The organism is Clostridium mucosae (genome assembly GCF_024622765.1).
Taxonomy (GTDB): Bacteria; Bacillota; Clostridia; order Clostridiales; family Clostridiaceae; genus Clostridium.
Genome location: NZ_JANKAF010000001.1, coordinates 64,340 through 78,537 on the forward strand (window position 1 = coordinate 64,340; position 14,198 = coordinate 78,537).

The 14,198-nt window shown below is 27.3% G+C and carries 14 protein-coding genes; 10 read left to right on the forward strand and 4 right to left on the reverse strand.

Going from position 1 to position 14,198, the window contains the following annotated elements:
- Positions 1-19 precede the first annotated feature (19 nt).
- The gene (locus NSA50_RS00325; RefSeq protein WP_195264165.1) at positions 20-1,972 is read left to right on the forward strand and encodes a DNA topoisomerase; all 1,953 of its coding nucleotides are present in this window, start codon (positions 20-22) and stop codon (positions 1,970-1,972) included.
- A gap of 48 nt (positions 1,973-2,020) precedes the next feature.
- Here NSA50_RS00325 and NSA50_RS00330 read toward each other — a convergent pair whose 3' ends face one another.
- Both NSA50_RS00330 and NSA50_RS00335 read right to left on the reverse strand, forming a co-directional pair.
- Complete coding sequence (locus tag NSA50_RS00330) at positions 2,021-2,725, reverse strand: LrgB family protein (RefSeq protein WP_195264164.1); 705 nt, start codon at positions 2,723-2,725, stop codon at positions 2,021-2,023.
- Positions 2,725-3,102: a CidA/LrgA family protein gene (locus NSA50_RS00335; protein ID WP_195264163.1), complete on the reverse strand. Its 378-nt coding sequence runs from the start codon at positions 3,100-3,102 to the stop codon at positions 2,725-2,727. Before NSA50_RS00335 ends, NSA50_RS00330 begins: the two co-directional genes overlap by 1 nt.
- 209 nt (positions 3,103-3,311) lie before the next feature.
- Here NSA50_RS00335 and NSA50_RS00340 point away from each other — a divergent pair, with 209 nt between their 5' ends.
- From NSA50_RS00340 to NSA50_RS00375, 8 genes are all read left to right on the forward strand, one after another.
- Positions 3,312-4,340: an ABC transporter substrate-binding protein gene (locus tag NSA50_RS00340; protein WP_195264162.1), complete on the forward strand. Its 1,029-nt coding sequence runs from the start codon at positions 3,312-3,314 to the stop codon at positions 4,338-4,340.
- Positions 4,341-4,429: 89 nt separating this feature from the next.
- A complete protein-coding gene (locus NSA50_RS00345; RefSeq protein ID WP_257442161.1) occupies positions 4,430-5,197 on the forward strand; it encodes an ABC transporter ATP-binding protein in 768 nt (255 codons plus the stop codon).
- Positions 5,190-5,978, forward strand: coding sequence for an ABC transporter permease (locus NSA50_RS00350; protein WP_257442163.1), 789 nt, complete (start codon positions 5,190-5,192; stop codon positions 5,976-5,978). Before NSA50_RS00345 ends, NSA50_RS00350 begins: the two co-directional genes overlap by 8 nt.
- Positions 5,979-6,193: 215 nt before the next feature.
- A complete protein-coding gene (locus NSA50_RS00355; protein ID WP_257442165.1) occupies positions 6,194-8,041 on the forward strand; it encodes a tetratricopeptide repeat protein in 1,848 nt (615 codons plus the stop codon).
- 99 nt (positions 8,042-8,140) lie between these two features.
- Positions 8,141-9,238, forward strand: coding sequence for a hypothetical protein (locus NSA50_RS00360; RefSeq protein ID WP_257442167.1), 1,098 nt, complete (start codon positions 8,141-8,143; stop codon positions 9,236-9,238).
- A gap of 139 nt (positions 9,239-9,377) precedes the next feature.
- Positions 9,378-10,268 (forward strand): undecaprenyl-diphosphate phosphatase, encoded by an 891-nt coding sequence (locus NSA50_RS00365; RefSeq protein WP_195264157.1) that lies wholly within the window; start codon positions 9,378-9,380, stop codon positions 10,266-10,268.
- Between the two features lie 472 nt (positions 10,269-10,740).
- The gene (locus NSA50_RS00370) at positions 10,741-11,841 is read left to right on the forward strand and encodes a 6-phosphofructokinase (protein ID WP_195264156.1); all 1,101 of its coding nucleotides are present in this window, start codon (positions 10,741-10,743) and stop codon (positions 11,839-11,841) included.
- A 170-nt stretch (positions 11,842-12,011) separates the two neighbouring features.
- On the forward strand, positions 12,012-12,791 hold the full coding sequence (locus NSA50_RS00375; RefSeq protein ID WP_257442170.1) for a serine hydrolase: 780 nt from the start codon (positions 12,012-12,014) through the stop codon (positions 12,789-12,791).
- A gap of 135 nt (positions 12,792-12,926) precedes the next feature.
- Here the strand turns inward: NSA50_RS00375 and NSA50_RS00380 are convergent, their stop codons facing one another.
- Both NSA50_RS00380 and NSA50_RS00385 read right to left on the reverse strand, forming a co-directional pair.
- Positions 12,927-13,250, reverse strand: a complete 324-nt coding sequence (locus NSA50_RS00380; protein ID WP_195264154.1) for a hypothetical protein — start codon at positions 13,248-13,250, stop codon at positions 12,927-12,929.
- 99 nt (positions 13,251-13,349) lie between these two features.
- Positions 13,350-13,667: a hypothetical protein gene (locus NSA50_RS00385; RefSeq protein WP_195264153.1), complete on the reverse strand. Its 318-nt coding sequence runs from the start codon at positions 13,665-13,667 to the stop codon at positions 13,350-13,352.
- 217 nt (positions 13,668-13,884) lie between these two features.
- Here NSA50_RS00385 and NSA50_RS00390 point away from each other — a divergent pair, with 217 nt between their 5' ends.
- Positions 13,885-14,088: a DUF6290 family protein gene (locus tag NSA50_RS00390; protein ID WP_195264152.1), complete on the forward strand. Its 204-nt coding sequence runs from the start codon at positions 13,885-13,887 to the stop codon at positions 14,086-14,088.
- Positions 14,089-14,198: the final 110 nt, after the last annotated feature.

Below are 14,198 nucleotides of genomic sequence, written 5' to 3' on the forward strand. Positions count from 1 at the left end.
ATTTAGAAAGGAAGTTTCTATGGGGAAAACTTTATTTATAGCAGAAAAACCATCAGTAGCTATGGATTTTGTAAAGCTACTTAATGTTAAGGGGAAAAGAAGCAATGGATATATAGAGGGAGAAAGAAGTATTTTTACATGGTGTGTAGGACATATGGTTACCATGAGTTATCCAGAAGCTTATGACGAAAAATTAAAATTTTGGAACTTGAGAGATTTACCTTTTTTACCTGCTGAGTATAAATATGAAGTTATTTCTTCAGCTTCAGCTCAGTTTAATATCGTCAGCAGTTTGATGAACAGAGAAGATGTTGATAGCATATATGTATGTACTGACTCTGGAAGAGAGGGAGAATATATATATAGATTAGTAGATGATATGGCTGGAAAACCAAATAAGATAAAAAAAAGAGTTTGGATTGACTCTCAAACGGAAGAAGAAATAAAAAGAGGTATAAAAGAAGCAAAACCACTATCGGAATATGATTCATTAGCACATTCAGCATATTTAAGAGCAAAGGAAGATTATATATTTGGTATAAACTTTTCAAGACTGCTAACTCTTATGTATGGGAAGACACTAGCTAATGTATTAAAAAAAGATAAGAATGTAGTAGTAGCTGTTGGAAGAGTTATGACTTGCGTTCTTGGAATGGTAGTAGAAAGAGAAAGGGAAATAAGAAGTTTTAGAAAGACATCTTTTTATAAAATATCTGGAGACTTTATTAAAGATAACGATGATGCCGTTATAAAAGGTGATTGGAAGGCAATAGAGGGATCTACATATTTTGAATCTCCAAAACTTTATAATGAGGTAGGATTCAAAAAGAAAGAAGATGCTGAAATCTTAATTAAGGATTTAAGAGATATAGGTTTTGGAACAGTTAAGGAAGTCAAAAAAACAAAGGAAAAAAAGAATGCACCGCTTTTATATAACTTAGCAGAGCTACAAAATGAATGTACAAAAAGGTTCAAAATAAGCCCAGATGAAACATTAAAAATAGTTCAAGGGTTGTATGAGAAGAAGATGGTTACATATCCAAGAACAGATGCAAGAGTACTATCTACTGCAGTTGCAAAAGGAATAAAAGGTAACATAATAAAACTTAAAAATATGCCGATCGGAGAGGAATTAACTAATATTACAACTGAAATACTAGAAAAAGATTATCCAAAGTCTATAATGAAAAGTAAATATGTAGACGATAGTAAAATCACAGACCACTATGCTATTATACCAACAGGGGAAGGAAGAGACACTTTAAGTAAACTGCCTAGCTTAGACAAACAAGTTTATTATATTATACTTAGAAGATTTTTATCTATTTTCTATCCTCCAGCTCAATATAGCAAAATGTCTATTACAATTTTAGTTGGTAATGAAAACTTTATTTTAAATAAAAAGATATGTGTTGATAAAGGATATTTAATTGTCCTTGGAAATGAAAAAGATGAAGAACAGGAGACCTTCCCTGAAAATTTAAGAAAGGGAACCAAATTAAATATAAATGAGTTAGAAATAAAGGAAGGAGAAACATCTCCTCCAAAGAGATATACAACAGGTTCTATGATAATTGCTATGGAAAATGCAGGGAAGCTAATAGAAGATGAAGAGTTGCGTGAGCATATAAAGGGCGCTGGTATAGGGACTTCAGCAACTAGGGCAGAAATATTAAAGAAATTAATAAATATAGAATACATACAATCAAATAAGAAAACACAAGTTATAACGCCAACAGAACTCGGAGAAATGATTTATGAAGCAATTAGTGTATCTATTCCTTCGCTTTTAAATCCATCTTTGACAGCTTCTTGGGAAAAAGGCTTAAAGATGGTAAATGATAAAGAAATTAAACCAGATGAATTTATGGTTAAATTAGAAGCTTATACTAGGAAAAATACTGCTAGAGTATTAAATAATTCTAATATAGGACTTTTAAATACAAAACTATTAAAAATAAAGAATCAATAAAATAAAACTAGTAAAGTTTAACATATAATTAAACTTTACTAGTTTTATTTATTTTACAAATATTAAAAATAAGCTATATAAAGCTGGAGCTAAGAATACTGTCATTATACCAGCAATTCCAATAGATAGAGAACTCATTGCTCCTTCTGTTTCACCAAGCTCTAATGCTTTGGTTGTTCCAACAGCATGTGCAGAAGTCCCTAATGAAATTCCAACGGCAACTCTTTCTTTAATTTTAAATATTTTGCATAGAGTAGGGCCAATTACAGCGCCGATTATTCCAGATAGGATTATAGATAATACCGTTACAGGAGCTAATCCACCAAGCTGATTTGTAATTTCTATTCCTATAGGGGTAGTAACAGATTTTGCTAGTAATGAAATAGTAAGTATATTTTCAAGTCCGAAAATATTACCAAGAAAGAAAACTGAAGCTATTCCAACGGTACTTCCAAATAATATTCCAGTTAATATTGGCAATAAGTGTTCTTTAAGCAATTGTAATTGCTTATATAATGGTACTGCTAAAACTACTGTAGCAGGCCCAAGAAACATATTTATAAATTGCCCACCCTTATTATAATCATCGAAATCTATATTAAATAATACTAAAAATCCAATTACTAAAGCTATAGATATTAGCAGTGTATTAAATAGTGGAAATTTTGTTTTTTTATAGATAAAAAGTCCAATTTCAAAGGCTATTAGTGAAATTACTAGTCCAAATAAGATGTTGTCAGTTAAAATATTCATTATTTTGATTCATATCCTTTCTTAGTTTTTCTCTTTTGAAGATTCATAACAAATTGAACTATACTTCCAGTGACTACTATAACGATAGATGTAGTAATTATACATAATAATATAATAAGTATTAAACTATCTTTAATAGAATCAAAGGATGTTATAAGTCCTACACCAGCAGGAATGAAGAAAAAGGCAAGGTGATCTAAAAAGAAGTTAGATACAGTTTCTACTTTTTCAATTTTGATTATCTTACTACAAAGTAATAGTAATAAGATTATCATTCCTAATATGTTACCAGGTATAGGTAAAGAAAGACTTTTAGAAATAAGCTCTCCAATTAAGTAAATGCCAAGAATTATTATGGCTTCTCTAAAAATTTTCATATTGTGACCTCCTTAAACTATCCAATTAATAATTTAGCACTATTAAATAGAGATGTAAATGCAATAACGAAAATTGAATATCTCGATTTTAAATATAATCGATTACAGAACTATCCAATATAAATTAAAATATCTTATTTTTTAACAAAATTTGCTCTGAACTCATATTATAAATTATGATAACAATTAAAAAACTTAAGGAGTTTTAAATGAAAAGTAAATTAATTAAAATTGTATCTGTAATAGCTTTAATAGGTATTACAAGCCTTAGTTTTATTTCCTGTTCAAAAGATAATAAAAATTCTAATGGTGAATTAACGAAGGTCAGATTAAATGAAGTTGTTCGTTCCGTATTTTATGCACCAATGTATGTTGCTATAAATGAAGGATTTTTTGAAGAAGAAGGGTTAGAAATAGATTTATCAACAGGGCAGGGTGCAGATAAAACAATGCAACAAGTTTTAAGTAAAAATGCAGATATAGGATTTTGTGGACCAGAACAAACTGTATACATTAATAATCAAGGTAGAGAGGATTATCCAGTACTCTTTGCACAATTAACACAAACAGATGGAGCATTTTTAGTGGGTAGAGAAGCAGATGAAGATTTTAAATGGACTGATTTAAAAGGAGCAGAAGTTATAGGAGGAAGACCAGGTGGTGTTCCAGAAATGGCATTTGAATATGTATTAAAGCAAAATGGTTTAAATCCAAAAACTGATGTGAATATGGTAACTAATATAGATTTCACTGCTACATCAGGAGCTTTTAAAGCTGGTACAGGGGAATATGTAACATTATTTGAACCAACAGCATCTATGTTAGAAAAAGAAGGCAGCGGTAAGATTATAGCATCAATTGGAGAAGCAGTTGGAGACTTGCCTTATACTTGTTTCTTTACAACTAAATCTTATATGGATAAAAACCCAGAAATACTACAAAAGTTTACAAATGCAATATATAAAGGCCAACAATGGGTTGAAACACATAGTGATGAAGAAATAGCTGATTCAATAATTTCATTTTTCCCAGGGACTGATAAAGACATAATAGTTTCAGTTGTTAAGAATTACAAAGAGATTAATGCTATAGCAACTAAACCATCAATTGAAGAAGAAGATTTAACTAGATTAATGGATGTAATTGAAAGCTATGATAGTAGTCTATTAACAGATAGACCAGAATTTAAAAAGATAGTTAACAATACTTTTGCCGAAGAAGTAATGAATTCTAAGTAAATTTTTAAGAGCTAGCTCTAGGAATATTAGAGCTAGCTAATAAACTTCTACCTATAAATATCTACATATATTAGAAAGGAGGTATAATTTTGAGCTTAATAGATGTGTCAAATATAAGTTTAACGTATCACTCTTTAAAGGGTGAAACAAAGGCTATAGAAAATATAAATTTTTCAATAGAAAAGGGGGAGTTTGTTAGCATAATAGGACCATCAGGATGTGGTAAGTCAACACTCTTAAATATTATTAGTGGGCTTTTAAAGCCTTCTGAAGGAAAAATAATTTATATAGATAAAGATATAAACAATAGACTAGATAAAATGGGATACATGTTTCAGAAGGATTATTTATTTGAATGGCTTTCTGTTAGGAGTAATATATTATTAGGACTAAAGATAAAGGGATTAGATAGTGAAGAAAACATTCAAAGAGCTGATAAACTTTTAGACAATTATCAACTATCAAAGTTTAAAAATCATAAACCAACAGAGCTTTCAGGTGGAATGAGACAAAGAGTAGCACTTATTAGAACTCTTGCATTAAATCCAGATGTGCTTCTTTTAGATGAACCATTTTCAGCTTTAGATTATCAAACAAGGCTTAAAGTGTGTGATGATGTTAAAAGTATAATAAAAAGAGAAGGGAAAACAGCTATAATGGTAACTCATGATTTAGGAGAAGCCATTGCAACTTCGGATAGAATAATAGTTCTTACTAAAAGACCTGCAAATATAAAATTAGATGTAGATATAACTTTTAAAAATGCTGAAGCAACTCCATTTCAAAGAAGGAAGGAACCAGAATTTAATGAATATTTTAATTTATTATGGAAGGAGTTGGACAGTGTAAATGAGTAATGAACATGAGGTTTATATTAAAAAGGTAAAGAAAGATAAAATTAAGGTTGCGGTATTTAGAGTAGCCATATTATTAATATTTATAGTTTTTTGGGAAGTAGCAGCTAGGTTGAAATGGATTGATCCATTTCTAACATCAAGTCCATCTAGAATACTTAATTCATTTCTATCTTTTGTAAAGGAAGGAACATTGCTTAGGCATATATCAGTAACTTGTTATGAAACAATACTAGGTTTTACATTAGGAACAGTGCTTGGAGCAATTATAGCTATTATTTTATGGGCATCACCTTTTACATCAAAAGTGTTAGATCCATACTTAGTAGTGCTAAATGCATTACCAAAAGTTGCACTTGCACCGATAGTAATATTTTGGGTGGGAAATGGTATGACAGCAATAATCGTTATAGCACTTTTAATTTCTATAGTAACTACAATAATAACAGTATTAACAGGCTTTAATGAAGTTGATAAAGGTAAACTAAAGCTTATGCAAACACTACAAGCTACAAAATTTCAAACACTAAAGTATCTTGTATTCCCATCAAATATCCAAGTATTAATTTCTGCATTAAAAATAAATGTTGGTTTATCTTGGGTAGGGGTTATTATGGGTGAATTCTTAGTTGCAAGAGAAGGATTAGGATTTTTAATAGTATATGGTGGACAAATTTCACAATTAGATATGGTTATGATGAGTATTGTAATTCTTTCAATAATAGCATTTCTTATGTATATGATTGTAGCAAAGATTGAACAAAAATTAAAAAATATAAATTAGTTTTGAAATTAAAAAGCTGATAATACTTTTATTATCAGCTTTTTAAAATTAAGTTAAATATATTTAAAATTTCTTGACTAATTTTAATATGCTTAAAATACTGATTAATTATTAGGCGAAAATTGTAAAGATTTCAATTGTAAAAATTAAAAAAATTTGATAAAATGTATATTATATAATAATTGTGTAGATAAAATGAAAAGGTGGATGAAGTTATGAAAAAAACAGACAATCTTTTTTCTACTATAATAAAGTATTTGAAACCGTTTGTTGAAAAACTAAAAATGGTAATTAAACCATTTAGAAATGGAATTGATGGGACAAGCAAAAAAATAAGTAGTACATACAAAAAAATGAATGAAAAAAACCAATATATAGAACCAGTTATTATGATTTGCATTCCCTGTTTATTTGTACTTGTTATGATATTAGGAATTAAGAGCTTTACAACTGTTGAGGAAATTAACATAACTAAAAATAGTGCAGAATATCTATATTACGAAAATAAATATGATGAAGCAATAGAAGAATATAATAAAATGCAAAAAGAAGAAAATTGGCCAATATGGACAGTAAAATCTGCTGATATATATTCATTAAAAGGTGATATAAAAAAATCAAGTTCTCTTTTAAAGGAAGCAATAATAAAAAGAGATAGGATAATAAAAGAGGAAGGGTTTGATAAGTATAAAGATAAGGATATAGAATTAATTAATTCTATGTTGTTTACTTTTATAATGAATAAAGAATATGATGAAGCTATTTCACTTGGAGAACAATATATAAATGATTATGGTAAAAACAAGGAAATCTTAAAAACATTATTTTCAGCTTATATTTCAAATAACCATATATATAAAGCAGAAGTATTAACGGAAGAATATCCGATGGATGAAAACTCACCTTATGATATATGTGTATTAGCTAATATGAATATGCTAATTAATAGATGGGACAAAGGTCTTGAACTTTTAAAAGATGCATGGTATTTAGATAAAAATGAAATGAAGATATACGATGTTATAGGAGATATGGCTTCATATAATAATGAAGAATTAATAAAATCGATAAAAGATATGATAGATAAAAATGAAGATGAAGATGCATACAAAATGCTTCTAGCAAAAGCTTATTCTGTTTCAGAAGAAACTGCAGGTGATGCAGAAGAATTAATGAAAGATTTAGAAGACAATAGTGCTTATGGAATAGCAAGTGATTTTATAAATCATGATATATGTAAAGTAACAAATAAGAATTCAGAAGCAGAGGAATACTTAGAAGATGCTGAAAGAAAAGCAGAAAAAGAAAAAAAAGATTCATATATTACATATTATATTTCATCATTAAAGGCAATAGATAATGAAAAATATGACGAGGCTTTCAACTTAGCTAAAAAAAGTGTAATAGCTAATGAAGAATATTCTAATAATTATGGAAGCTTGATTCCGAATATTTTATTAGCAAAAGGAAATATTAAGCCGACAGAAGCATATTTTAGAACTGCTATGCAAAAAGAGCCATACAACTATGAAACAATAATTAAAATAGCTAATTATTATTCTAATTATGAATATAATAATGAAAAAGCTAGAAATTACTATGAATTAGCCTTGAATATTAAAAAGGATGATAGTAAACTATATTTTAAACTTGCTAAGCTAGATATAGCTGAAGAAAAGTGGGAAGAAGCTGCTAACAACTTGAATAAAGCTATAAAGATTGATGAGAATAATCCGGAATACTGTAGAACTTTAGGCGCAGTATATTTGAAGAATTCAAAGAATGAAGAAGGAATTGAGTTTACTCGTAAGGCTTATTCTATTAATGAAAAAGATATATTAGCATTAAGTAATGCAGGCTGGTATTACTTGATGGTTGAAAATGATATTGCAAGAGGATATGAAAATATAAAGGCTGCATATGAAGAAATTCCAACTAGTATGGAGGAAAATACTAAAAATGCTATTATAGAAAATTATAATAAATCGAAAGAGGTTTATAATAAATTTTTAGAAGATAGTTCTCAAGAATTTAAAATATCAGGATTGAAACTGTTTTATTAAAAGTGCCAATAGGCACTTTTTTTATGTAGAAAAACAATACAATTTCTGGTATTATTATAATCATATTATATATATAATTATATTTATGGGGGGATCAGATTGAGAAAATTTAAAAAAATAATCATGTCAATAATTTTTATATTAGTAATAATTATAATATTTATTTTTAAGTCAAAATATTCAAATGACGTTACTGTGAAAAAATGGGACAACATATATAACGAAAATAATATAACTTTCTTCTATGAAGAAAAGGATGATGAAAAAATAAAGATACTTAAAGATATGTATAATACAGAAGAAAAATTAGATGGTGAAAAAGATAAAATTAAGAAGGCAATAAGAATATCAGAGATTTTAAATGAAATAATTACATTTGATGATGTGCCTAATACTAAAGGAATAAATGGATATGACATATTAAAAGAAAAGAATGGAGCTAAAAAAGCTTCAGCTAGAGATCTTGGGATAATTTATAGGGATTTTCTTGAAAGTGTAGGCTACACCGCAAGACTTGGTGAATTTAGAAGGACTGATGCTAAATTAAGTAAGCAAAATTCATATTATGTAGTTGAGTTTTGGAGCAAAGAAGATAATAAATGGATAATGATTGATTTTATTGATAGAGGATATTTTGATAAAGAAGGATTTTATTGCAGTGCAGTTGAACTTTTAGATGAAGATGTTAGAAATTTAAATTATACAGGAAACAGTGATAGAAGAAATTATATACCAATGCTAAAAAAATCTTTATATACTTACACAATAAGTATTGATAATACTACTGATATGAAAAAAAGTAATAGCTATGTAACTTATGTTAAAAATACAAGTGATATAACCTTTAAATTTAAAGGAAGTTATATTACACCTACAATATTTACTCAAAATAAAGATTTAATGAGTAAAAATCCTATTGATACAACTGTTAACAGTGATGAAAAAGCATATATAATTTTAATGAAAAAACAAGAGCAAACATCACTTGAAGATAAAAATGAAAACAATAGTTTTGTGATTGGTGCTTTTAAGGATGGAAAAATATTGGATGAATATTATATAAAGGAAAAGGATAGTGGGTTTAGAAAAGTTAAAAAATATTCAGATATATTATTAACAAAGGGAGATAACTTAATAGAACTTTCATTAGATGGTGAAAATGTAGTTAGTAGTATAGAAATAGATTATAAAAAATGAAATATAAGTTTTCTTTATTTTTAAAGTTCTTTAATATAATCTTAAGAATTAATGGATTATAAGCAATAGACAGTAAAGAATTATAAAGGTATAATAAGATTTGTTGTAATTAGAACAGGTCTTAAAAGGAGGAAAAAGAATGGGTTTAGATTTTATCTATATACTTAAGGCTATTGTTATAGCTATAGTAGAAGGTCTTACAGAATTTGTACCAGTTTCATCAACAGGTCATATGATTTTAGTAGGAAGTCTAATAGGCTTTAGATCAGGTAGCATTGGTGCAGAAGAATTTGCAAGCATGTTTGAGGTAGTTATACAACTTGGAGCAATTTTAGCAGTAGTAGTATTATATTGGAATAAACTTTGGGGAGCGGTAGTTGAGTTCTTTACTTATATCTTTACATTAGGTAAAAAAGGACAATCAGGTTTTAAATTTGGTATAAATATAATAATAGCATCAATCCCAGCTTTAATTGTAGGTTTAACATTATATGATAATATAAAGAGTTTATTTAAACCTTCAGCAGTAGTTGTTGGGTTTATCGTAGGTGGTATATTATTATTAGTAATAGAAAATAGATTTAGAAATAAAACTTCTAAAAGAGGAAAAATTCCAACAGTTGATGTTTTTGATTTAACTCCAATACAATCTTTAAAGGTTGGATTATTTCAAGTTTTATCAATGTGGCCAGGAATGTCAAGAAGTGCTTCAACAATAATGGGTGGATGGATTGCTGGACTTGCAACTCCAGTAGCAGCAGAGTTCTCATTCTTTTTAGCAGTTCCAGCTATGATAGGTTCATCGGCTATGGATTTATATAATTTTGATTATTCAATAATGAATTCTACATATATAGTTGCATTAATTATTGGATTTATTGTAGCCTTTATTGTATCAATAATAGTTATGGATATGTTTGTAAGTTATTTAAAGAAAAAGCCTATGAGAATATTTGCTATATATAGAGTTATTGCAGGTATAATTTTATTAGGATTATCACTTGCTGGAATTGTTACTTTAACTATGTAAAATAATTAAAAAAAATAAGAGTACAAACAAGTACTCTTGTTTTTTTATTCAATTTCTGATTCTCTCTTTAAATTTTCAATTTCTTCTTTAAAATCATGAACTTTGTTTGCTAAGTTTGATTTTATAGTATTTATTTTGATATTTAATTTATTTGTTGAATATAGAATAGAATTGATTTTACCTTTTATATAGTATTTAATACTAATTTTAATAGAATTTAGTTAAATTTATATAAATCAAAAGAATAATTATGAGAAAATTACAAAGATATAAAAAATATTGAAAATATAAATAATTTTCCTTTTCAGTATATTATCTTTATGCTATCATTAAATAAGAAAAGTAACAATAATAGTTTGAAAACAATTGCATTAATTAAAGAAAAACTGTTATATTTTTAAAGAGAATTAACAGAAAATTTTAAATGTATAATCAATTTAAAAGTAACTGAATCGGGTAGGGGGAATTTTAAATGTCACAACAAATAAAAAAAATAGCATTACTAACAGGTGGTGGAGATTGTCCGGGATTAAATGCAGTTATAAGAGCCGTAACAAGAACAGCTATAATAAACTATGGAATGGAAGTAATAGGCTATAAGTTTGGATACAGAGGATTATACAACAATGATTTTGTACCTCTAACTTTAGATAGCGTATCAGGTATTCTTCATAGAGGTGGAACTATATTATATAGCTCAAATAAGGACAACTTATTTGATTACTTAGTAGAAGAAAATGGCGTTATGGTTAAAAAAGATGTATCAGATGTAGCAGTGGAAAATTTAAAGAAAGAAGGAGTAGATGTATTAGTTGTAATAGGAGGAGATGGAACTTTAACATCTGCAAGAGATTTTGCGAGAAAAGGAGTTAAAGTAATAGGAGTTCCAAAAACAATTGATAATGATTTAGCATCAACAGATGTAACATTTGGATTTAATACAGCTATAGATGTTGCTACTGAAGCATTAGATAGACTTCATACAACAGCTGAATCACATCATAGAGTAATGATTTGTGAGGTTATGGGGAGAGGAGCAGGTTGGATAGCATTAGAATCTGGTATTGCAGGTTCTGCAGATGTTATACTTTTACCTGAAATGCCTTATGATATAAATAAGATTGCTGAAAAAGTAAAAGAAAGAGAAGCGGCAGGAAGAAGATTTAGTATAGTCGTAGTAGCAGAAGGAGCAAAGCCAAAAGATGGAGAAGTAGTAGTGGCTAAGATAGTTGCTGATAGTCCAGATCCAATAAGACTTGGCGGAATAGGAAATAAATTGGCTGAAGACTTAGAAAAGCTGTTACCAGATAAAGAAATAAGATGTACAGTACTTGGACATATACAAAGAGGTGGAATAACTTCAACATATGATAGAATCTTATCAACAAGATATGGAGTTGGAGCTGTGGAACTTATTAATGAAGGTAAATTTGGAGAAATGGTTTGTCTTAAAGATGGAAAAATGTCTAGTGATAGTCTAGAAAATGTTATAGGACAAAAATCAAAATTAGTGGATCCAAATGGAGAATTAGTTCAAGTTGCAAAACAAATAGGAATTTCATTTGCTGATTAATTACAATAGAGGTGGTAGAGATTTTACTCTACCACTATTTTAGCTGTTTAAATATACATAAAAAACTAAATAAAACTTATATAAAATTTTATTTGATACTTCAAAATTTTCTGACAATATGATATAATCTTATTAGGCAGAGAATACAGTAAGGAAAGCTGGAGGGTATTATGAAAGAGATAAAGAAATATTTAGAATCAAGAATTGGGACGTATGGATTTTTCTTTGAGGATTTAAAGAGTGGATACATTTATGGTTATAATGAAAACGTTCAAATGGTAGCAGCAGGTTGTATGAAGCTGCCTATAGCTGTATCATTAATTAAAGCTGTAGAAGATAAAAAAATTGATTTTTTAGATAAAATAAAGATAGATGGAAAAGATAAAGTTTATGGTACAGGTATAATTCATGAGTTTAATGAAAGAGAATATACAGTTTTTGAATTATTAGTTGCTATGTTAATACAAAGTGATAATACAGCAGCCAATAAAATAATTGATATTGTTGGAATGGAAGAAATAAATAAAGATATAAAAGAAATGGGTTTAAAAAATACAACACTAAATAGAAAAACAACAGATGAAAGAAAAGTTAAAAATGAAATTGAAAATATAACATGTGCGTTAGATCTTGCTAGAATATGGAGGCATTTATATAATTCAACTTATTTAAACGAAGAAAATAGTCAAATGTTAATTGATATTTTAACAAGACAACAAATTAAAAATAAGCTAGCTTTATATATTCCAGATGATTTAAAATATGAAATTTCAAGTAAGACTGGAGATAAGAACGGAGTAGAAAACGATACTGAATTAATCAGATTATCAAAAGGAAACTTTACATTCACGGTTTTATCTATGGGAATACCTAATAGTGTTTATGGAACAGTTACATTGGCTAAATGTGGAAAAGTGATGTGGGATAATGTGATGAACAATTGGCATTAATTAAAGAAATATGATAACTCCTAGGTTTCTAGGAGTTATTTTTATAGAAAAATATAGAGTAGAAACTATTAAACAAATCTACCCTATAAATAAAGAATGCTTTATAAAAAAAATAGCAATATTTAAATTTCAAAATTATTCTTTAGATAAAAGAATACTGCCTTTTCCAATAATTACTATTTTGTAGCTAGGTTCTAGCTGTAAAATCTTATATTTAGAAGAACTAGAAGGCAATTTTATTGATTGCATTAGGGTATCATTTTCATTAAATACTACAAAATAAACATCATCTGTTTTTGATGTATTTTCAATATAATTTATTTCATTTAATGGGGTAGTAAAAGTATTTACCCTATATACCCCTTCTTTAAGTTGAGATTCGGCAAATTGAATAATCGCGTTAGTAGGTATGCATGATAATGATAAACAAAGTAATAGTATGCTAATAAATTTTTTCATTTTAACATCTACCTTTCTATTAAAATTAACTAAATAAATATATATTATACGAGTGTTATTTAGTGAAATAGTAAATATTTATATAAATGAACTTAAAAGCTAAGATAAAAAAGCTGAGCCATCACCAATTAATATTAGCTTGTAATTTTTTTCAAAATCATTTAAAGTATATTTTTGAGATTCGGGCTTCATTTTTATTGTTTGCAAAACTGTTTCATTTTTATCTAAAAGTATCAGGTATATAGAACCATCTTTTGAGATATTCTGAACATTTTTAACATTTCCTATTGTGTTAGTAATATCATTTACGTTGTAAACACCTTCCTTTAATATATTAGAAGAGATTTGAGGATTTGCTTTTACAATATTAAAGTTTAAAAATAAAGAAATAAAAATAATAGCTATAAATTTTTTCATTTAAATAACCACCTTTCGCAATTATTTTGGCTTTATAAAAATTAAATATACAAAATAAATACAAAATATATAAAGATGATAAAAAATTGTAATAATCTTGTTACCAATATAATAAATATGTAATATAAGATAGTTTATAATAATTACAGAATCAAAAAAATTAAAAATTATCTTTTGCTTTAAGATGCTTTTAAGTAGATATCTATGGAGGATAATAATGGGGAGTATATTAAAATTAGTCAAATTTATTTTTAAGGAGAAAGAGAATTCTATTTTAGATGATAAGGTTGAGCTTAAGATAAACAGTAAAGAAAAACAATTAATAAAAAAATATTGTGATTTAAAAAATATATCAGTAAATGAATTTTTTAGAACTGTGGCTATGAAAGAGATAGATAATTTTATTTATATAAAAAGATAAAATTGAAATATAAGTAAGAAGGAATAACCAATATTATAGTTATTCCTTGGAGAATTTTATAGTCCAGTATATTGTATTTTAAAACAACTTAACTTCATATTTTATAGTAT

What these genes read in the sequence shown, in the direction of transcription:
- NSA50_RS00385 (WP_195264153.1), bottom strand. Translation starts at nt 13,667, where the DNA reads ATGAAAAAATTTATAGCTATTATTTTTATTTCTTTATTTTTAAACTTT.
- NSA50_RS00340 (WP_195264162.1), top strand. Translation starts at nt 3,312, where the DNA reads ATGAAAAGTAAATTAATTAAAATTGTATCTGTAATAGCTTTAATAGGT.
- NSA50_RS00365 (WP_195264157.1), top strand. Translation starts at nt 9,378, where the DNA reads ATGGGTTTAGATTTTATCTATATACTTAAGGCTATTGTTATAGCTATA.
- NSA50_RS00330 (WP_195264164.1), bottom strand. Translation starts at nt 2,725, where the DNA reads ATGAATATTTTAACTGACAACATCTTATTTGGACTAGTAATTTCACTA.
- NSA50_RS00335 (WP_195264163.1), bottom strand. Translation starts at nt 3,102, where the DNA reads ATGAAAATTTTTAGAGAAGCCATAATAATTCTTGGCATTTACTTAATT.
- NSA50_RS00375 (WP_257442170.1), top strand. Translation starts at nt 12,012, where the DNA reads ATGAAAGAGATAAAGAAATATTTAGAATCAAGAATTGGGACGTATGGA.
- NSA50_RS00325 (WP_195264165.1), top strand. Translation starts at nt 20, where the DNA reads ATGGGGAAAACTTTATTTATAGCAGAAAAACCATCAGTAGCTATGGAT.
- NSA50_RS00370 (WP_195264156.1), top strand. Translation starts at nt 10,741, where the DNA reads ATGTCACAACAAATAAAAAAAATAGCATTACTAACAGGTGGTGGAGAT.
- NSA50_RS00380 (WP_195264154.1), bottom strand. Translation starts at nt 13,250, where the DNA reads ATGAAAAAATTTATTAGCATACTATTACTTTGTTTATCATTATCATGC.
- NSA50_RS00390 (WP_195264152.1), top strand. Translation starts at nt 13,885, where the DNA reads ATGGGGAGTATATTAAAATTAGTCAAATTTATTTTTAAGGAGAAAGAG.
- NSA50_RS00350 (WP_257442163.1), top strand. Translation starts at nt 5,190, where the DNA reads ATGAGTAATGAACATGAGGTTTATATTAAAAAGGTAAAGAAAGATAAA.
- NSA50_RS00355 (WP_257442165.1), top strand. Translation starts at nt 6,194, where the DNA reads ATGAAAAAAACAGACAATCTTTTTTCTACTATAATAAAGTATTTGAAA.